Source organism: Streptomyces sp. NPDC055189 (assembly GCF_053606765.1).
Genome location: NZ_JBSGSG010000131.1, coordinates 1 through 17,761, shown reverse-complemented (window position 1 = coordinate 17,761; position 17,761 = coordinate 1). Strand labels below are relative to the sequence as shown.

Genomic DNA, 17,761 nt, shown 5'->3' with positions numbered 1-17,761 from the left:
TCCCCCCGGCGCCCCCGGGCCGGGGGGGCCCCGGCCGGTGGGGGGGGCGGGGGCCCCGCCCGGCCCCCGCGGCCCGAGTCGTGGTTCCCTGTACGTTCCGGTGAGGGGAACGACCTTCGCGTTCGAAGCGAATAGCAGAGACTCTTAGCTTTTGGGTATCCGCTGACCTCTGCGCTTCTTGTACGCGTCGTACACAAGCGTGCCGATGAAGACGACGGGTGTCCAGATCAGAGCAGTCCACCCCGCATAGGATGCAGAGCCGGGGAATGAAGTACCCGCTATCAAGGCCAATGTCCCAGTGACCAGCCCGACAGCAACGGCCGTTGCGACCGAAACGAAGGCCCGCTCGGCAGGGCCGTTGATGCCCGTGTCACCCATGCTCGTTCCTTTCGCGTAGCTTTTGCCCGAGAAGGCGAATTCTGCTATTCCGGTAGGGACGCTCCGCCACCCATGCATTTGGCCAGCTGCTTCATCTCGTGCCCCCACTCGTTGTCGTGGGGCTCGGCTTCGGTAAAGGACTTCCACGTGTAGCAGAAGAGCCCGTATGCGCCCGCGCCCTTGAAGGGTTTGCCGACCTTCTTCAGGCCCGACCAGGCCTTCTTCGCACCCTTCCCGACCGTCTTGCATGTCCCCTCCAGCCAATTGGGGCAGCCGATCAGTCCGCTGGGGTCGATGATGTTGACGGGGTCGCCTGCGGCGTAGCGGTAGGGGTTCTCCTCTTGAAGACGCGCACGCCGCCCGCGTACTCCCGGCCGTCGATCTCCCCGCCCCGCACACCGACCGCGAGATCCGCGTAACGACGGCGACAGCCAGCCGAGGACACGGTGAGGCGGGCGGGCATACCCGTGCACCTTCACTTCGCGTCGCACAGGATCGCCTATGCAAGGTCGATAGGTGTGGCCGCGGACTGGCCGCGGCCACACCCTATTAAGCGTTCCGACGAAGCACCATTCGCAGGAGTCCGCCCACCCGTTCACTACGGTTGTTTACGCGCTGAGTGCAGCTCATCCTTCAAGAAGTAGGGATGTAGCGCTCCTCCTGACCTACCCGGCCTTGACGACTCCAGTGGCCACCAGGACACCGATAATCAGCATGAAGCACCCGATGACAACCGGGCCGAGGCGAACAGTCGATTCTCCGGCTGCCGCATTCGCTCGTCCGAAGACGTTCTGCTGGCTCACAGCCTTCTTTCCGAACTTCTTCCTCGACGCGATTAGCGTAATTCCCCCGATGATGGCGAGGACCGCTACGAGTACCCGCATCTGTTCCCTCCTGCGTCAATAGCTGAGCGTTCTGCACGCGGGCGACAACGAGACTAGAGCTGCCCTTGCAGCCCACCGCTGCAGGTCGGCGTTGAGGCGTAGGTTCCCAGTCCGCCGCTGAGGGCCGCAGTGGGGTTGCCGCTATCGTCGCCTCCTATCTGGTCGCCGGCCGATGCCAGGCCGGCCGAGCAGTTGCCGTATGCCTGCGGACCGGCTTCGCGGCCGATGGCGGAGTCGCAGGAGCGGGCCGCGAAGTGGTAGAGCCGGGTGGCATGTGAACCGGGGCCTCACTTCAGCCCTCGTCTTCCCCCTGTCGAGCGCGGAAGCGCTGCGCCCGCAGACCCAGGTAGGCCAGCAAGGAGGCGACAAATATGACCAAGACGACAGTTCGGAGCGCGAACCATAGCGGGCCATTTAAGTCGAAGAGAGTCGCGAGGAAGTTCAAGAGAGCTGCGACAAAGAAACTACTCCACGCCCAGTTCCTTGCTCTGATCTCCTTCATCGGTGGTTGAGCGTGGGGGACCATCTGCACCTCCTTGTCATTGCAGATAAGAGGCCGGGTTGTAGCATTCGTTGAGGTCGTTGAACTCGTCTTCCCACGAGTTATCCGTGTCGGTCACAGCAGCTTTGATGTAACAGCCTGCGGCGAGAGCAGGACCGCCACCTTTCCTCCACAGCAAACCGGCCTTCGACTTGAGGAACCGGCCTGTGGACTTGGCCCAATCCGGAACGGGGATGGGGAACAACCCTGTGGGGTCGATACTGTTGACCGGGTCGCCTTCGGCGTACAGGTAGGGGTTCTTTTCCTGGCCGGAGGGGTCGGGTTGGGTGAAGCGGCCGATGTTGGGGTCGTAGTAGCGGGCCGCGAGGTGGTACATGCCTGTCGCGTCCTGGTAACCGCCAGCGAACCGGTAGGGCTGAGCGACCTTCTCGCTGCTCCCGGAGCGGGTGACGCCACGGGGGCTGTAGGAGTACGAGTTGGCCTTCGCGCCGGAATCGTCCGCTGTGGCGACGACGGAGCCGAGGGCGTCGGTGAGGTAGTAGTACGCCTTCCCGTCACGGGTCATGGAGTTGAGTGTGCCCTCCGGTTCTCGGTTGAAGCCGGTGTCCACGCCTGCCGTTGAGGTGGCGGACAGGCCGATCGGGCCGTTGTGGAAGTAGGTCTCGCCCAGCTTGATGCGCTCGCTCTGGTCGGTGGAGCCGTACTGGCCGGCGTAAGTCTTGCCGCCGACGGTCAGCGAGGTGAGCTGGCTGTGGTCCGACCAGGTCTCGCCCGTCCGGGTTCCTTCAGGGGTGGAGGCGCCTGCCGTCTCGTGGCCCTCCTTGTCGTAGGACCAGTTCGTCGACGAGCCATTCTTCGCGGTGATCTGCTGGGCGTCGTTGAGCGTGTAGGTGGCGCCTCGCGGGCAGCCCTTCTCCACTCCTTGGCTGGTGAGGTTGCCTGCCAGGTCGTAGCAGTACTGCCAGGACTCGTTGAGCGTGGCGCCCTTGTTCTCCGCCGCGTAGGAGAAGCGGCCCGCGCCGTCGTAGCTGTAGGTGGTCTTGGTGCCCGCTACGGCGTCCGTGCTGGTGCGGATCTTGTCGCCGTCGGTCTTGGCGCCGGTGCCGTAACCGTAGGTGTAGGCGAGGTCGACCAGGGTGCCCTTGCTGGACGTGGCCTTGATCTTCTCGGGGCGGCCGGACTTGTCGACGTCGACCTTCTGCACCGTTCCGCCGGGGTAGGCGGTCTCGGTGCGGACGTCGTTGTTGTTGTACTTGTACGACGTCACCCTGCCCTGCGGGTCCTTGAGCTCTCTGAGCTTGTTGACGTCGTTCCAGGTGTAGTCGACCTTCCCGGCCGGGTCCTGGTAGTAGTCGACGTTGCCGGCCGGGGTGTAGGCCAACAGGGTCTGGGAGCCGTCCTGGAGGGTGCGGACCGTTTCGCGCTGGAGCGGGTCGAACTGGTACTTGGTGGTGCCGGTGTTGTCGTCGCGCTGGGTGAGATTGCCGTCGTCGTCGTAGAAGTAGGCGACCGTGTCGTTGGTGCTGGAGACGGTCTTGATGCGGTCCAGGTGGTCGTAGGTGAAGACCTTCTTGATGCCGCGGCCGTCGGTGAGGGTCTCGGTGCGGCCCAGGCTGTCGTAGGTGTAGGTGCTCTCCCCCAGCGGCTTGGGCGGAGTCACCTTGACCAGGTTGCCCTTGTCGTCGTAGGTGAAGGATGTCTTGACCGTCTTGGAGGCGGACATCTTCGTCTCGGCCGTGCAGCGTTGCCCCTCGAAGCCCTTGCAGGTGGGAGTGGCGGGGTTGTAGGTGTAGGAGACGCTGCCGCCGCCGGTGCCTTCCTGCGCCACCGACTTGGTGTTGCCGGCCGTGTCGTAGCCGTAGGTCGTCTTCTCGCCGTCGGCGTTCGTCGACTCCTTCGGCACGTCCCCGCCGGCGATCGTCTGCCAGCTGGCCACCGACTTTCCGCCTGTCGGCGACTCCACGCTCTCCAGGTTGTTGCGGGTGCTGAAGCCGTAGTCCGACACATTGCCCGGCGTGGTGCCCGAGCCCATCGCGTCGGTGGCCGTGTCCACGTTGTGATTCGCGTCGAACTTGGTCAAGCGCTTGTGCCCGAGGGCGTCGGTGACCTCGTCGACCTGGCCGTCGCCGTCATGCTTGTAGCGCGTGGCGTGCTCTTCGGGGTCGGTGACCTTGGTCGTGCCCGCGGCGGTGGGCACGGTTGTGTCGTACTCGTACTTCCAGGTCGGGCCGGTGTGGCCGGAACCGTTGAACTCGGTGGCGCGCAGCATGGAGGTGACGCGGTTGGCACTGTCGTAGGTGAAGACGGTGACTCGCTTCTCCGCCGTGGTGATCTTCGTCAGGCGGCGGGAGGAGTCGTAGTCGAACGTGGTGGTCTTGCCCTCGGGGTTCGTGGTGCGGTGCAGATTTCCGGCGGCGTCGAGGTCGAAGACCGCAGTGCGGCCGCTGTTGTCCTTGGCCTGCCACTGCGAGGCGTCGGTCTTGAGCAGGTCGATCCAGCGGTTTGAGCGGGTCTCGGTCAGCTTGAAGCCCTTGTGCTCGCCGCCCTCGTCGTGCTGGGTGACCGTGATGACGCCCTTGTTCTTGTCGGTGACCTTGGTCAGGGTGCCGTCGGCGTTGTAGGTGTCCTTGGACGAGGATTTCCAGTTGGTGAGCGTGTAGGTACCGTCCGCGTTCTTCTTCAGTTCCTTCGAGTAGCCCTTGGGCGTGGTGAAGGTGCCGTCCGCCTTCTGGGCGAAGCGCACACTGTCGCCCGAGGCGTCGTAGAGGACGACTTCGCCGTCCAGGACCTGCAGGTAGCGCTCGTACTGCTGCCACCACCGCTGGGAGACTTTGCCCCACGGCGCGTCCAGCGAGTTGTAGGTGCGTGACAAGCTCAGGTTCTGGCCCACGCCGGCGATCTGGAAGTCGGTGGCGGTCAGCATGAGGTTGCCGGTCGAGTAGTTCACCCGGGCCGTCAGCGCGTCCGTGATCGCGAAGTTGCTGATCTTGTGCCAGGGCACATCACCCTGCCCCTCGGGTACGTAGTCGCTGGGCGCCGCCCGTGCGGAGCGGCCGGTGGTGTCACCGCCCCGGGCCCGCTGCTTCTGCTCGGCCCGCCACTGCGCCACCTCGTCCGAGGGTGTGCGCTCCGCCTGCGGCGCCACCGGGTCGTTCGTGCCGACCTTGACCGGCGGCATGGTGAACGTCGGGGCGTCCTTGCCCCACGCCGATCCGGGATCATCTGCGGCAGCGGCGGTACCCGCGGCCGGCAGCAGGGACAGGGTCAAGGCGCCGGAGGCCACAACCGCCGCCGTGGCCAGTTTGGTTCTCTTGCGGGCACGCGAAAGGCGCGCACCCCAGGTGCGATGTATCAAGGCTTCCCCCCACAGGAAGACACGTCCCGCAGACCCGGGCGGTCACGAGAGGCACACAACCTGACACGCCATCACCACAAGCCACGGCCGGTGCCCCCGAACCCCTGTGCCACACGTGGTGGAACTAGCCCCTCCCCTCCGTGGGGACAACAGGGCACAGACAGGCTCTTACCCGTCCCGCCCGACACCCCTGTTGCGCCCTGCGAAATTGTTGCCGCCCGGAAAGTGTCCGGAAATGGTCGGTCGCATCGCCACGCGAAAGCCAGAGGAGCTCTGCCCGTACGAGTCCTGCGGAGGGGTGCCTTCAGCTGTTGCGCTGCACCCGATGGACGCTGACGGCATACCCGCCGCCCTCGTAGGGGGCCGCGTCCCACGTCGCGAAGCGGTCGGCCAACGTCAGGCCGGACGCCGCACAGTGGGCGTCGTACTCGGCCAGGGTGATGCCAGGCGGCACCGGCAGGTGGGCTGCGTCCAGGCCGAATCCGGCTACCAGGAGGCCACCCGGGCGCAGGGCCGCGGCCAGGCGCTTGATCACCGTCGCCTCGGTGCCCGCGGCAAGGAGCGGAAAGATGTTACCGGCGGCGACCACGAGGTCGAACTCCGCGCCGCCGGGGAGTTCGGCCGGGTCGAACGTGGCGAGATCTGCCTGGATCCAGGGCAGTTGCGGCGCCTGCCTTTGGGCCACGGCCAGCATGGAGGCGTCGCGGTCGATGCCGACGCAGTCGTAGCCGAGTTCCGCCAGGCGGATCATGACCCGGCCGGTACCGCATCCGGCGTCGAGCACCCGCGCCCCGGCGGGCACGAGCGCGGCGCACAGCTGTGCCTCGCCGTGCATGTCCTTGCCGCTGTCGGCCAGGGCCGCGAAGCGGGCGGCGTAGTCCTCTCCGGACGTTCCACCGGTCAGCTCTTCCCAACGGCTCATGACGTACAGGGTAGGTGAGCTGCGCGGATGCTCGGTCCGCGACCCGCTTGGCTCCCCGACCCGCTGGTTTCGGTGCCGCTCATGCCGGAGACCTTGTGGCTGGCGAGGTGGCAGCATGCCTCGCCAGAGCAGTCGGCAATGCCTGTTCGGCCCAAGATGTCCGGCGTCTACAGCCGCCTCGCTCCGGATGGTCAGGCGACGGTCCAGTCGCGCAGCTGGCGCGCGATGCCGGCCACGCCCTTGGTGCCGGAGGCGGCGTCACGTACCAGTTCGGCTGCTGACTTGATGGGGTAGTCCAGGCGGCGCTCGTGGAGCATCAGGTAGGCCTCGGTGGAGTGCCAGGCGAAGGCCGCGTTGGAGTGCTCGAGGCAGGGCAGGCGGGCCAGGGTGTGCAGGAGCGCGGCCGCCTTCAGGTTGAGCGAGCCGTAGATGTCGTGTTCCAGGGCGCGCGCGTTGACTCGTCCGATCGCCGCGTACAAGGGGCCCAGGTCGTCGACTTGGGGGTCCCCCTCGAGGAGCTCGGCGGCGTGGAGCAGGAAGGAGACGTCGAGCGGGTGCTGCGGTTCGGGCTGGGTCACGCAGCGTGCCCCTGCGCAGGGCCGTCCAGGTCGCGGCGGGCAGTCTGCTCGGCCGCCCGCCGCTCCGGGGCCGGGTCCAGTTCGGCGAGGTCACGGAAGGCCTCGCCGCTACGTGCTTGCGAGGTCTGAAACGCGGCCAGGAAAGTCTTCTCGACCGCGGTGGCCCGGTCGACGGCGGCCCGCAGGATGTACTCCTGCAGGCTCATGCCTTCCTGCCGGGCCGCCGCCTCGATCGCCGCGCGCTGCGCCGGGTCGGGGAACCTCAGGTTCAGCGCCTTGGGGCTGCTTGTCATGGTACCGATGGTACCAATGGCCCCATGTGGTGGCCAGACCGCAGGCCAAGCAGGCCAGCACGCCCTCGGGTGACGCAGGCGGACCGCGTCACCTCTTTCTCACTTGCCTCGACCACGCATGAGACTGATTTCTCACTTGCCTCGACCACGCATGAGGCTGACCGCGAAGAACACCGCTCCGACCACTACAAGCACGCCGAAGGCGATCCCGAGCCATGGTGGTCCATCCGGTCCCCCGCCGGGCGCCGCCAGATCTGCCAGGTCTGCCACGTCTGCCGCATGCACCTCTCTGATCCTCTCCCTTGCGAAGTGCTGACACGGGCCGAGGCCGAGGCACCGTGAGCCCCCCGTCCGGCAGGGGGCTCACCTCGGCTCCTCAGTCAGCCGGACGGTTCGTCCGGGACCGGCTTTTCCGGGTGGCTTTCCAGGGCGTCGGTTTCGCCGCGCCTCGCGGTGCCTCCCTCGTCTGTCTCGGGGACCTCGGCCGCCTTGGTGGTGGCGTCGTCTCCGTCATCGTCGGCCTTGCCCACGTCCAGGTCCCAGGCGTCCGGCTCGTCGGTTGCCTGCTGGTCAGGTGGGTCCCTGGGAATTGGGGTGCTGCCGTCCTCGCCGGGGGAGGCCGGTATCCACTCACTCACGATGTCTCCTCCTTGACCGTTCGGCGGCCCTTCGGCTCTTGGCCGGAGCAGGTACCCGCGGACAGCGCGACGACACTTCACGATGGCGGCCGCATGCGTGTTTCCACTGCTCAGCTGAGGGCACCGGGGGTTGGTCAAGCCGTACGGAGAACGTGCGGTGTCCCACACGCCGTCGCCGGCCCACCGGACGAACGGCCATTTTCTGGAGGTGCCCTCATGCTGAAGGCCATCGCAGACGTGTTCCGCGCCATCGGCGGAGCCATCGCCACCGTCGTGACCCTGCCCTTCCGAGCCGTCGCCCGGCTGTTCGGGGGAGCTTCCGACACCGCGCACGGCCGCCATTGAGCCGCGCCGTCGTAGTCTCAACCCTGCCTGACTGAGGGCGAGTTGACGGGGTACCGGGAGCTCCATGCATCGAAATCTCTTCGATCCCGAGAATCTCATTCAACCCGCGTCGGCCCCCGGGCTCACGCAGGAGAACGCCATGGCGGTGCGCTACGCCGTCAAGGGCGAGGCGCGAGCCCGGCAGGGGACCATGGTCGCCTGGCGGGGCTCGCTGGAGTTCGAGCGGCAGGGCCAGGGCGTGGGCAACTTCCTCAAGCGCGCGGTGACCGGCGAGGGCCTGGCCCTGATGACGGTCAGCGGTGAGGGTGAGGCCTGGTTCGCGTCCGACGCGGCGCACTGCTTCCTCGTCGATGTGGAAGCGGACCGCGGCCTCACGGTCAACGGCAAGAACATCCTGTGCTTCGACGCCTCGCTGAACTACGACATCACCACCGTCAAGGGCGCGGGCATGGCAGGCGGCGGCCTGTTCAACTGCACGTTCACCGGAACCGGCCGACTGGCGCTGACCAGTGCCGGCATCCCGCTGGTGCTGCCTGTGACACCGGACGCTCCGGTGTACGTGGACACCGACGCCGTCGTCGCCTGGAGCCCGCAGCTGCATCCGTCGCTGCACCGTTCGCAGAGCGTCGGCTCGATGGTGAAGGGCGGCTCGGGCGAAGCCGTGCAGCTGAAGCTGGAGGGCGAAGGCATCGCGGTGGTCAACCCCGGGGAGCCCAAGCCGGTTCCGGCGTCCTGAGGGCCTGATGTCTTTATGGACCGACGTCTTGGCACCCTGCTGTTCATTCTCCGGGGTTCATCCTCCGGCGTCGGGCGACGTACGAAACACGCCGGTGAGCGGTGCGTGTGCGGTCCAGCCGAGTGACTTGTACAGGCCCTGCCCCTCAACTGTCGCGCCGAGCGCACCGCTTCTGGCGCCCGCCCCGATCGCCGCATTCGCCAAGGCGTGCATGACCGCGCGCCCCAAGCCCTGGCGACGGTGAGCAGGCGCGGTCTCTATCTGGTCGAATACGACGCAGTCGGCACGGGAGCCGCCCGCGACCTGGCCGCGGGCAGCGAAGCTGCCGTCTGCGGCCACGATGAGGGCGCGGGTTACCTCTCCCCTGCTCCACGTGCGGAGTTGATAGCCGGCGGGGAGCTCCGGTGGGGCCGGGCGCAGGGTTGTCGACATCAGGAAGCCAGGGTCGTCGAATGCCCACTCGGTTGTGAGCCAAGGGGCGATGACCTCCGGGGCCATACACACCTTGAGCCAGCTGCCGGGGGCTGTGGCGCTCTCCGCGAGCTTGCGGACAAGCGCCTCGTCGGCGTACGGCAAGACGTGACGGGTCACGTGCTTGGGCAGGCCGACGTCGACCGTAAATCCCCAGGGTTCTTCCACCGGCGGTGCGGCTCCGCGCGAGATGCTCCAGCCATCCACCCATGCCCGCACGATCTCGGTATCCACTGCGACCTCCGCACGTAATAGGTGCCTATGGATACAGAACCTTACGCCGAGCATCAACTGTGCGAGTGCAGCAGCCCTTTGGCTACGGTCTGCTGCGTGAGTGGTCCGGTGTTGGTGATCGAGCTGGCGGAGGCGGTGCCTGCTGCCGTGGTCCAGCAGCTGCGCGAGTTCTTGCTCGGCGTCTCAGTGCGCTTCGAGGAGAAGCGGGTCGGTGAGTACGACCTTCATGTCGCCGCCGCTAGCTTGGGGGCCGAGGGCACGGAGGGTGGGCCGGTCGAGAGTGCGCGGCCGATCCGGGTCAGTCTCATGGGGCCGGGATTCGGCGACGAATCGACCTTTGAAGCCGAGCACGCCGACCACGCCGACCAAGTCGACCAGGAATCCCTCATCGGATTTACGCCGACGCACGCGGTGGACGTCATCGCCTTCTGCAACAGCCCGGCGGATCACGTGGCCACAGCCCTGCTGACGGCGGGGATCATGGATGTTGTCGGGGGCGTCGCCAACGCCGAACTGCGGGAGGACCAGGTGCCGATCGTCGCCGGTCTTCCGGGAGTACTGGCGACCACGGCCGATCCCTCGGAGACCGCGTACGGGTCTGCGGAATTCCTTCGGGCGTGGGCGGAGGCGTCTGGGTTCCGGCTTCTCAAGTAGGCGGCGTGCTCAAGTAGGCAGCAAGTAGGCGGCGCTCCCGTTGCTTTGTCAGCGGGAGCCGCCCCTGCTGTCGCTCTGCTGCCCCTACTTGGTGGTGTGCGTGGGGTAGACCTGGACGTCGGTGTAGGCGCCCTTGATGTCGCCTGCGCTCGCGGGCCAGTCCAGGGTGACGCTGTGGGTCTCGTTGGGGGGCGTCACCTCGATGTTGGTCGGGGACGCGAGGCTCTCGCCGGTGTTGTCGATGGTGTAGGCGAGGTTGAACACGGCGGCGTCACCGGGCTTCAGGGTGGTGACCCGCGGCTGGGCCTGGCCGCGCTCGATGGGGCTCGAGGTGTTGTCCTCGTCCTTGATGTCGACGCCCGCGAAGCCCGTCGCCGAGCAGGTGGTCGAGCCCCGGTTGATCAACGTGATGTCGATCCGGCCCTCGGTCTCGTCCGGCGCGGCGTCCCTGGCGTCTATGGCCAGGTCCTCCGTCTTGCAGAACGTGACCTTGCTGCCGGTCGTCGTCGCGCCGTTCGCAGCGCCGGCCTCGGCCTTGGTGTCCTCACCGGAGCCCGTCTTCGCAGTGCCCGCCTCCGAGCCGCCCTCGGCCTTCGAGCCGCTGTCCGAGGACGAAGAGGACGAGGAGGACGAGGAGCCCTTGGAGGACGACGAGTTGTTGCTGGAGCCGTCGCTGTTGCAGGCGGTGAGCGAGAGGCTGGCCGCGAGGCCGAGGGCTGCGATGGCGGCGAGGCGGGTGTGCTTCATGGTGTTCCCCCAAGAGGAGCGTTGTAGCGCGGTGTGTGCGTGCGGTCTGAAGTATTTGTATCGCGCACCGAGTTACAGGCCGTCCTCAGCGACGTCTTCGTTCTGTCACAGGCGTTCGCTGTGCGATTCGGGACTTTCTCGCCAGGGTTCAGAGGTCCAGGACGAGTCGGGGTGACAGTGCCCGGGACACGCAGGGGTACATGCGGCCCGCGGGGGCGCCTATGTCGTCCCGGTGTTCGGGAGTGCCTTCCAGGACGGTGATTTCGCAGCTGCCGCAGACGCCTTCGCGGCAGCCGGAGGGCAGGGGGTGTCCGGCGTGGGCGAGGACGTCCAGGAGTGATTCGTCGGGCGGCACGGCGACGGTGGATCCCGATCGGGCGCAGACTGCCTCGAATGCCGTGTCGGGGCCGAAGGTACGAGCCACCGGCTGGAATCGCTCGGCGTGCAGTTGCCCGGCGGGGAACGCCGCCTCCACCGCCGCCAGCATCGCCTCGGGACCGCAGCAGTAGGCCAGCGTGTCAGCGTCCAGTGTGGCCGCGAGGGCTTCTAGGTCCGGCCTGCCCTGCTGTTCTGTCTCCACTATCTGCACCCGGTCGCCGTACGAGTGGCGCAGTTCGTCAGCGAAGGGCATGCCGGCCGCCGACTGCCCTACGTACAGCAAGGTCGCGGGCAGTCGAGCGGCCGTCGCCGCGCGCAGCATCGGCAGCAGGGGTGTGATTCCGATTCCGCCGGCGAGGAAGAGGTAGCGCGGTGCGGGGATAAGGGGGAAGTGGTTGCGGGGCAGGGAGACGTCGAGGGCGCGGCCCGGGCGCAGGAAGCGGTGGACGTACTCCGAGCCGCCCCGGCTGAGCGTGTCGTGGCGAACGGCGACGCGGTAGGCGTTCCGGTCGGCGGGGTCCCCGCACAACGAGTACTGGCGGGTCAGCCAGTTGGGCAGGGACAGGTCGATGTGGGCGCCGGGGTCCCAGGGCGCCAACTGCCCGGCGGCGGTGCGCAGGGTGAGGGCGACGACGCCCTCGGCGACCCGGTCGATGTGTTCGACGACGGTTGGTTGAATCGGCTGTTGCGTCGGCTTCTGAATCGGCTGCTGAATCGGCTGTTGCATCGGTGATTCCTCTAGGGCCTCAGTGCTGGGAAGGGCTCAGTGCTGGTCGGTGCCTGATCCGTAATCGGTCAGTGCCTGGTCAGAAGAGCTTTCGGTAGCCCTCTTCCAGGGACTGTTCGAGCAACGTCGGGTCTACGTCGACACCGAATTGCGCGGCGGCGATCTCACCGAACGACGGCATCCCCTCGGCGAGCGCCTGGCTGGCGGGGTCCCACAGTCGGGAGCGGATCAGCGCGCGCCCGCAGTGGAAGTACGCCTCGGCCACCTCGACGACGATCGCCAGCTCCGGCCGCTTGGCCTCGGTGCGCATGCGGACCAGCACGTCGGGTTCGTCGGTGACGTAGCCGCTGCCGTTGACGCGCAGGACCTCCCGCATGCCGGGGACGAAGAAGCACAGCCCGACGCCGTCGTTCTCGGCGAGGTTGCGGAAGGAGTCGGCGATCTTGTTGCCGGGGCGGTCGGGGAGGGCGATGGTGTGCTCGTCGAGGACCTTCACGAAGCCCGGGTAGTCGCCGCGGGGCGAGCTGTCGGCGCGGCCGGCCGCGTCCGCCGTGGCCATCGTCAGGAACGGTGAGTGGGCGATGAAGAAGCGGAAGTAGTCGTCGATGCGGTCCTTCACCTTCGCCTTGACCATGGCGTCGGGCTGCCCGAGCCGTGCGAGCACTTCCTCCGGGGAGACCCGTCGAGGGCGCGTGAGTGCGTGCGTCATGGCAACTTCCTCCAGCGGGTTTCGGCGCACGGCCGCGGCCGCCCGGCTCCGACTCAGGTCGGGCTGGGCTCCGCATCGCCGCAGTTCATGGCACTATTGTGAGCAATTACTCGCGTCGTGCGCTACTCGCTTTCACGGCCCCTCGCAGGAGGTCTCATGACGTCCGACCGCCGCGGACTTCAGCCACGTAAACAGCCCCGTCAGGTCCGGGCCGAGCTCACCCGGCAGCGCATCCTCGACGCCGCTGCTCGCGTTTTCGCCGAGTACGGGTATGCGGCGGGGACCACCAACAGGATCGCGGAGCGGGCGCGGGTGTCCATCGGGTCGCTGTACCAGTACTACCCGAACAAGGACGCGATCCTGGTCGAGCTGCTGACCCGGCATCTCGACGCCGGGATGGCCGCCGCCCCGCTGGATGAAGACGATCTGCTTCCGGGCTCCATCGAGGGCATCATGCGCTTCTACGTGCGCGGCGCGATCGAGAATCACCGCGAGGACCCGCAGTTGCTGCGCGTGATGATGGAGCAGGGGCCGCGTGCCCCGGAGTTGCTGGAGCGGGTCGCGCAGAGCGAGCGGAAACGCATCGCCTATGCCCGCAAGCTGCTCCGCAACCATCCGGACGTGCTGGTCGCGGACGTGGACATCGCCGCCCGGCTCGTCGTTTCCACAGTGGAGATGGTGGTGCACCGGGTGATGGCGGGGCCCGGCCAGGTCGACATCGGGCGGTTCGAGGACGAACTCGTCACCATGCTCACCCTCTATCTGACGGGCGGTCATTCGTCAGCTGCGGCGCCCGGCGGAAAGTGACGCTCGGTCCCGCTTCCCCTCCCCCGCGCTGGGTCCCTCCCCCGCGCTCGGTTCGTACGTCGGCGGTTGCACCGTTCGTACGTCGGCGGTTACACCGTCTTGATCGCGCCTCCGTCGATGATGTGGTCGGCCCCTGTGATGCTGCCGGCGCGGGGCGAGGCGAGGTAGGCGACGAGGGCGGCGACCTCGTCGGGGTTCACCAGCCTGCCGGTGACCATGCCCATAGCGGTGGGGAGGCCGGCCAGGAGCTGTTTCTGTTCCAGGCCCATCGACTTGGCCAGCTCGGCTCCGTAACCGTCGGGGCTTTCCCACATGTCCGTACGCACGGGACCGGGCGAGACGGTGTTGACGCGTACGCCCTGAGGGCCGAACTCCTCGGCCAGCGCCTTGCCGAACGCGGTCAGTGCGGCCTTGGCGGTGGTGTAGGTGACGGGGCCCGCGTGAGGAGTCCTGGCTCCGTTGGAAGAGATGTTGACGATGGCGCCGCGGCTCTTGGTGAGGTGAGGCAGCGCGGCCCGGCTGGTGCGGACCGAGGCGAGGAAGTTCAACTCGAAGGCGTCGTACCACTGCTGGTCGGTGAAGGTGAGGAAGCCTCCCGTCTGGCCCTCCCCGGCGTCACCACCGCCGACGTTGTTGACCAGGAGGTCCAGGCCGCCGAGTTCGGCTTCGGCCCGGGCGACGAGTTGGGCAGGGGCGTCGGCTTCTGAAAGGTCCACGGAGATGCCGATCGCGCCGGTGGCCTTGAGTTCCGGTGTGATCGTCCGCGCCGCGGCCACCACGCGCATGCCCTCACTCACCAGCTCGGAGACGATGCTCAAGCCGATGCCCCGGCTCGCGCCGGTCACGACAGCAGTTTTGTTGGCTAGTTGCAGGTTCATGGAGCACCTCTGTCTAGAACTGAGCCTTGCTCGATGCGATAACTCTATGACTTGCAACATTAATGTTGCAAGTCATAGGTGATGGGTTACTAATGGGTTCCTCTTCTGGGAGGTCGAGGGAAGGGAGCCTCGTGGGACCAGAAGAGTCAGCAGCGGCCTAGGTCTTAGGCCCCGGGCGTGGGACTGGATCCTGATCATGCTTACGCCCGATGCCGGGGCTGCGGGCGGAGGCCATGATGCAGGTGAGCGTCAACGACAAGGAGCGCACGATGTCGTACCCGGAGCACCTGCAGTACCCCGAGCCCCGCTACCAGGGAGACAGGGGCGAGGTGAACGCGTCCTTCCGTACGGCCGATACCCCTCCGGAGATCACTTCGCCCGGCGGCGGTGCCACCCACTACCTCGCCACGCAGGAGTCGACCGGCGGCGAGTTCGGCCTGTACAAGGTGGATCTGGCAGCGCGGTCCGCCGGCGCCAAGACCCACTTTCACAAGGCGATGTCGGAGTCCTTCTACGTCCTGTCCGGCGAACTGGAGCTCTTCAACGGCGAGAAGTGGGTGACCGGCCGTGCCGGTGATTTCCTGTACGTACCGGTCGGCGGTCTGCACGGCTTCAAGAACGTGACGGACGAGCCGATGTCGATGCTCATGCTCTTCTCCCCCGGCGCCCCGCGCGAGGAGTACTTCGAGAAGGTGGCGGAGATGTCGCAGCGGGGCAGCGAGGAACTCAAGGAGTTCCGGGTGCGGCACGACAGTTACTTCGAGGAGGACTTCGGGCCGGAGGCGGCGGTGTAGGGGACTGCCGAGTGCCTGACGCGACGCGACGCAGCTTTGCGGCTGACGGGGCGACAGCAGTACGCGCTGTTCGATGCGTTCGATTCTTCTGTGTGCGCGATCCTAAGCGCAGGCCGGTTTTCGCGCCGACGTGACGTGCTGGGAGAAAATCGGGGTTATCGGGGTTATCGGGGTTGAGGTTGTTCGGCGGTACACGCGGAGCGGCCCCCGCCGTCCGGAAATCAATCCGGGCGGCGGGGGCCGCATCTTGCGCTCTCGGTGTCGTCAGGGCGACTCCGAGGTGAGTGTTGTCTTGGGCGAGTGTTGTCTTGGGCGAGTGCTGTCTTGGGCGAGTGCTGTCTTGGCCCGGCTCCGACGATCAGTCGTCGTCGGAGGCTTGGAGCAGCCAGACCAGTCTGTCGCGGTTCGCCTTCGACATGCGCTTGCGGAGCTGCTGGTCGAACCAGAGGGGCTCGTCCCACGGAAGCAGGTCCGGTGCGGCGGTGCCGGTCTGATGAGGGACCAGCGTGGTGGCTGCGCCCTTGGCCGAGGTGGCAGCAACCTCGTGATCGGCTGCGGGTGCTTTGGCAGGGGCGGCGGGAGCGGCAACCGTGGCGGTGTTGTTTACCGCGGTAAACCGCTCTGCTGGTTCGGCTGGTTCGGCTGGTTCGGTGGAGTCGATCGCCTCGGGTGCGGGGGGAGCCGCGGGCTGGTTTACCGCGGTAAACCGCTCGTCGTTGGTCGGGGCGGTGGTCGAGGCAGTGGCGGGAGCAGTCTGGTTCGACTCGGCCGGGTCTGACTCCGACTTTGCCGGAGTTGCCTCCGCCAGAGTTGCCTCATCCCCCGGCGGTGCAAGCCGCCTGCGAGGAGCCGCCTTGGCCTCGGCACGGCGGGCCAGTTCTTCTTCCCACGCCGCTGCTTGCTCCGACTTGGGCAGACCCGCGATCTCACGGGCGACGCGAACAGCGAGCTCGCCCGAGCTGACCAGTACCTGCAGCTCCGGCGCGAGCTTGAGCAGCTTGCGCTGCTGGCTGACCCAGCCCTTGGTCTTGCCGTAGTGGGCGGCCACTTGATCCGCGCCCTTGAGCTCGATGACCATCGTTTCGATGCCGAGGGCACGCTCGATGGGGTCGAGGTCTTCGCGGTCGTTGTTCTCCGAGAGGACCGCGTCAAGGAAGTCGGCCCGGCTGGCGGCGACGTTCTCGTCGTGGACGACGTTCAGTGTCGTCAGGCCGATGGCCAGGGACGCGCGATAGCGGCGCTCGCCGTTGGCGATGACGTACGGCTTGTCACCGACGTTGGGCTCTTCCTCCGGCCACAGCTTGAGGTACCCGGAGCGGGAGACGGCGACGGCGGGCTGCAGTTGCCGGTTCTTGAGGATGAGGCCGAACTCCCTCAGTGCCTCATCGGTACCGAAGTTCCGGCGCGGGTTGAAGCGCGTCGGGACCAGCTTCGTCAGCGGCAGAGTGAGCAGCAGCGGATCGCTCTTGCCGGGAACATCATCGACCTTGCTGCCGGCCAGGGAGGCCAGACTGGTGCGGCGTCCAGCAGCCATCAGGCGCCGCCCCCGTAACCCAGCTCCAGGGCGAGGCGGAAGAAGTCTTCACGGGCCTCCATGGCAACGCGGTTCTTCGCGTACTGCGTCACGACCTTGCCTTCCACGGAAGCGCGGGTGTGGACCTTGTAGCGGCGGATGACGGTCTTGGTCCGGGGCCAGCCCTGGGCGTCGATGTACGCCTGGGTGTCTTCCAGGTCGGCGGTTCCGTCGCGGGGGTCCCAGTTGTTGACGACTACCTTGAACGGGAGGCCGCTGGGTTCGATGACCTTCTGGATGGTGCGGGCGGTCGGGTCGAAGGCGAGGCCTTCGGGCGGCATGGGCACGATCACGTCGTGCGCGTACTTGAGTGCTTCCAGGAGAAGGTTCTCGTCCTGGAGGCTGCCGGGGGTGTCGATGAAGACGTGCATCAACTGGTCGGAGTCCTTGAGGACGTCCGCCGCGACAGCGCCGAGGTTGAGTGTGGTGGTCGTCTTGCCGACGCCACCCTTCTGGTTGGCGATCACGTGAACCTTGGCGCCTGTGTCCTGAAGGACCTTCAGGTTCTCGGGAGTCTCGTGCTCCTGCGAGAAGTCGAAGGGCAGGTCGCTGATTCGGTTCGCCCACCAGACCGTGGAGGCCTGGGGGTCGATGGATACGACGTAGACAGCAGCAGTCATCTGATGCTCCGTATGCTTCCCGTGGGTTCCGGTACTTCGGGCATTGAGCATCTTTCCAGACGAGTGGATCTGCTCCTACAGCGACACCGGCGTTTTGCCCAGATGGGTCAAGTGGCTCTCGGTTTACCGCGGTAAACCGGCGCGGGCGCGGGCCGGGCGGTGCTACGTGGTCTGTTCGACGAGACGGTGGGGGCTCGTCTCGGTTTACCGCGGTAAACCGAGAGGCGGCACGGGCCGGGCGGCGCCACACGATCGGTTCGACGAGACCGCGCGAGCCCGTCTCGGTTTACCGCGGTAAACCAGCGTGAGTACAAACCGGACAGCGTCGCGCGGTCATTTCGACGAGACCGCAGGAACCCATCCTGGTTTACCGCGGTAAACCAGAGCGGGCACAAACCGGTCGACACCGCGCGTTGCGCCCGAACGAGACAGCGGCGACGCCCCCCGGGTTTAACCCGGGTAAACCGCGGGGCGTACGAAACCGCACCCTCACGGTGTACGGGTTTACGCGGTTAAACGGAGGCCCCCAAACCGAGGC

The 17,761-nt window shown here is 67.0% G+C and carries 18 protein-coding genes; 5 read left to right on the top strand and 13 right to left on the bottom strand.

All coding sequences use genetic code 11. From position 1 onward, the window contains the following. Positions 1-1,043 precede the first annotated feature (1,043 nt). The 6 genes from ACWFR3_RS44320 to ACWFR3_RS44295 all read right to left on the bottom strand — a co-directional run bounded on the left by ACWFR3_RS44320 (position 1,044) and on the right by ACWFR3_RS44295 (position 7,550). Positions 1,044-1,262, bottom strand: coding sequence for a hypothetical protein (locus tag ACWFR3_RS44320; protein ID WP_453740384.1), 219 nt, complete (start codon positions 1,260-1,262; stop codon positions 1,044-1,046). Between the two features lie 539 nt (positions 1,263-1,801). Beyond that, entirely contained in the window at positions 1,802-4,942 is a 3,141-nt protein-coding gene (locus tag ACWFR3_RS44315; protein WP_453740386.1) for an RHS repeat-associated core domain-containing protein, read from the bottom strand. Positions 4,943-5,423: 481 nt separating this feature from the next. Next, complete coding sequence (locus tag ACWFR3_RS44310) at positions 5,424-6,041, bottom strand: class I SAM-dependent methyltransferase (RefSeq protein WP_453740383.1); 618 nt, start codon at positions 6,039-6,041, stop codon at positions 5,424-5,426. A gap of 191 nt (positions 6,042-6,232) precedes the next feature. Next, positions 6,233-6,619, bottom strand: a complete 387-nt coding sequence (locus ACWFR3_RS44305) for a fic family toxin-antitoxin system, toxin component (protein WP_453740382.1) — start codon at positions 6,617-6,619, stop codon at positions 6,233-6,235. Then, entirely contained in the window at positions 6,616-6,912 is a 297-nt protein-coding gene (locus tag ACWFR3_RS44300; protein WP_453740381.1) for a type II toxin -antitoxin system TacA 1-like antitoxin, read from the bottom strand. Before ACWFR3_RS44300 ends, ACWFR3_RS44305 begins: the two co-directional genes overlap by 4 nt. 380 nt (positions 6,913-7,292) lie before the next feature. After that, the gene (locus ACWFR3_RS44295) at positions 7,293-7,550 is read right to left on the bottom strand and encodes a hypothetical protein (protein ID WP_453740380.1); all 258 of its coding nucleotides are present in this window, start codon (positions 7,548-7,550) and stop codon (positions 7,293-7,295) included. Positions 7,551-7,766: 216 nt separating this feature from the next. Here ACWFR3_RS44295 and ACWFR3_RS44290 point away from each other — a divergent pair, with 216 nt between their 5' ends. Beyond that, positions 7,767-7,895: an LPFR motif small protein gene (locus ACWFR3_RS44290; RefSeq protein WP_268251318.1), complete on the top strand. Its 129-nt coding sequence runs from the start codon at positions 7,767-7,769 to the stop codon at positions 7,893-7,895. A gap of 64 nt (positions 7,896-7,959) precedes the next feature. Then, positions 7,960-8,631: an AIM24 family protein gene (locus ACWFR3_RS44285; protein WP_453740379.1), complete on the top strand. Its 672-nt coding sequence runs from the start codon at positions 7,960-7,962 to the stop codon at positions 8,629-8,631. Positions 8,632-8,688: 57 nt separating this feature from the next. Here the strand turns inward: ACWFR3_RS44285 and ACWFR3_RS44280 are convergent, their stop codons facing one another. Further along, on the bottom strand, positions 8,689-9,336 hold the full coding sequence (locus ACWFR3_RS44280; RefSeq protein ID WP_453740378.1) for a GNAT family N-acetyltransferase: 648 nt from the start codon (positions 9,334-9,336) through the stop codon (positions 8,689-8,691). Positions 9,337-9,432: 96 nt separating this feature from the next. Between ACWFR3_RS44280 and ACWFR3_RS44275 the strand changes: the two genes are divergently transcribed. After that, positions 9,433-9,990 (top strand): DUF6368 family protein, encoded by a 558-nt coding sequence (locus tag ACWFR3_RS44275; protein WP_453740377.1) that lies wholly within the window; start codon positions 9,433-9,435, stop codon positions 9,988-9,990. 84 nt (positions 9,991-10,074) lie between these two features. Here ACWFR3_RS44275 and ACWFR3_RS44270 read toward each other — a convergent pair whose 3' ends face one another. The 3 genes from ACWFR3_RS44270 to ACWFR3_RS44260 form a co-directional block, all read right to left on the bottom strand. Continuing rightward, the gene (locus ACWFR3_RS44270; RefSeq protein ID WP_453740376.1) at positions 10,075-10,737 is read right to left on the bottom strand and encodes a DUF4232 domain-containing protein; all 663 of its coding nucleotides are present in this window, start codon (positions 10,735-10,737) and stop codon (positions 10,075-10,077) included. Positions 10,738-10,885: 148 nt separating this feature from the next. Beyond that, positions 10,886-11,842, bottom strand: a complete 957-nt coding sequence (locus ACWFR3_RS44265) for a PDR/VanB family oxidoreductase (RefSeq protein ID WP_453740375.1) — start codon at positions 11,840-11,842, stop codon at positions 10,886-10,888. A 79-nt stretch (positions 11,843-11,921) separates the two neighbouring features. Further along, complete coding sequence (locus ACWFR3_RS44260; protein ID WP_453740374.1) at positions 11,922-12,551, bottom strand: MSMEG_1061 family FMN-dependent PPOX-type flavoprotein; 630 nt, start codon at positions 12,549-12,551, stop codon at positions 11,922-11,924. Positions 12,552-12,707: 156 nt separating this feature from the next. Between ACWFR3_RS44260 and ACWFR3_RS44255 the strand changes: the two genes are divergently transcribed. Continuing rightward, positions 12,708-13,358, top strand: coding sequence for a TetR/AcrR family transcriptional regulator (locus ACWFR3_RS44255; RefSeq protein ID WP_453740373.1), 651 nt, complete (start codon positions 12,708-12,710; stop codon positions 13,356-13,358). 89 nt (positions 13,359-13,447) lie between these two features. Here ACWFR3_RS44255 and ACWFR3_RS44250 read toward each other — a convergent pair whose 3' ends face one another. After that, positions 13,448-14,236 (bottom strand): SDR family NAD(P)-dependent oxidoreductase, encoded by a 789-nt coding sequence (locus tag ACWFR3_RS44250; protein ID WP_453740372.1) that lies wholly within the window; start codon positions 14,234-14,236, stop codon positions 13,448-13,450. A gap of 269 nt (positions 14,237-14,505) precedes the next feature. Here ACWFR3_RS44250 and ACWFR3_RS44245 point away from each other — a divergent pair, with 269 nt between their 5' ends. Beyond that, positions 14,506-15,030 (top strand): cupin domain-containing protein, encoded by a 525-nt coding sequence (locus ACWFR3_RS44245; protein WP_453740385.1) that lies wholly within the window; start codon positions 14,506-14,508, stop codon positions 15,028-15,030. 358 nt (positions 15,031-15,388) lie between these two features. Here the strand turns inward: ACWFR3_RS44245 and ACWFR3_RS44240 are convergent, their stop codons facing one another. Continuing rightward, complete coding sequence (locus ACWFR3_RS44240) at positions 15,389-16,564, bottom strand: ParB/RepB/Spo0J family partition protein (protein WP_453740371.1); 1,176 nt, start codon at positions 16,562-16,564, stop codon at positions 15,389-15,391. After that, positions 16,564-17,223 carry a ParA family protein gene (locus ACWFR3_RS44235; RefSeq protein ID WP_453740370.1) on the bottom strand — a complete coding sequence of 220 codons (660 nt, stop codon included), beginning with the start codon at positions 17,221-17,223 and terminating at the stop codon, positions 16,564-16,566. The genes ACWFR3_RS44240 and ACWFR3_RS44235 overlap by 1 nt, the downstream gene beginning before the upstream one ends. Positions 17,224-17,761 lie beyond the last annotated feature (538 nt).

Bases quoted from the DNA above. Each gene is read 5' to 3' on its own strand.
- ACWFR3_RS44320 (WP_453740384.1), bottom strand. From the start codon at position 1,262: ATGCGGGTACTCGTAGCGGTCCTCGCCATCATCGGGGGAATTACGCTA.
- ACWFR3_RS44315 (WP_453740386.1), bottom strand. From the start codon at position 4,942: ATGCCGCCGGTCAAGGTCGGCACGAACGACCCGGTGGCGCCGCAGGCG.
- ACWFR3_RS44310 (WP_453740383.1), bottom strand. From the start codon at position 6,041: ATGAGCCGTTGGGAAGAGCTGACCGGTGGAACGTCCGGAGAGGACTAC.
- ACWFR3_RS44300 (WP_453740381.1), bottom strand. From the start codon at position 6,912: ATGACAAGCAGCCCCAAGGCGCTGAACCTGAGGTTCCCCGACCCGGCG.
- ACWFR3_RS44290 (WP_268251318.1), top strand. From the start codon at position 7,767: ATGCTGAAGGCCATCGCAGACGTGTTCCGCGCCATCGGCGGAGCCATC.
- ACWFR3_RS44285 (WP_453740379.1), top strand. From the start codon at position 7,960: ATGCATCGAAATCTCTTCGATCCCGAGAATCTCATTCAACCCGCGTCG.
- ACWFR3_RS44270 (WP_453740376.1), bottom strand. From the start codon at position 10,737: ATGAAGCACACCCGCCTCGCCGCCATCGCAGCCCTCGGCCTCGCGGCC.
- ACWFR3_RS44265 (WP_453740375.1), bottom strand. From the start codon at position 11,842: ATGCAACAGCCGATTCAGCAGCCGATTCAGAAGCCGACGCAACAGCCG.
- ACWFR3_RS44260 (WP_453740374.1), bottom strand. From the start codon at position 12,551: ATGACGCACGCACTCACGCGCCCTCGACGGGTCTCCCCGGAGGAAGTG.
- ACWFR3_RS44255 (WP_453740373.1), top strand. From the start codon at position 12,708: ATGACGTCCGACCGCCGCGGACTTCAGCCACGTAAACAGCCCCGTCAG.
- ACWFR3_RS44250 (WP_453740372.1), bottom strand. From the start codon at position 14,236: ATGAACCTGCAACTAGCCAACAAAACTGCTGTCGTGACCGGCGCGAGC.
- ACWFR3_RS44245 (WP_453740385.1), top strand. From the start codon at position 14,506: ATGTCGTACCCGGAGCACCTGCAGTACCCCGAGCCCCGCTACCAGGGA.
- ACWFR3_RS44240 (WP_453740371.1), bottom strand. From the start codon at position 16,564: ATGGCTGCTGGACGCCGCACCAGTCTGGCCTCCCTGGCCGGCAGCAAG.
- ACWFR3_RS44235 (WP_453740370.1), bottom strand. From the start codon at position 17,223: ATGACTGCTGCTGTCTACGTCGTATCCATCGACCCCCAGGCCTCCACG.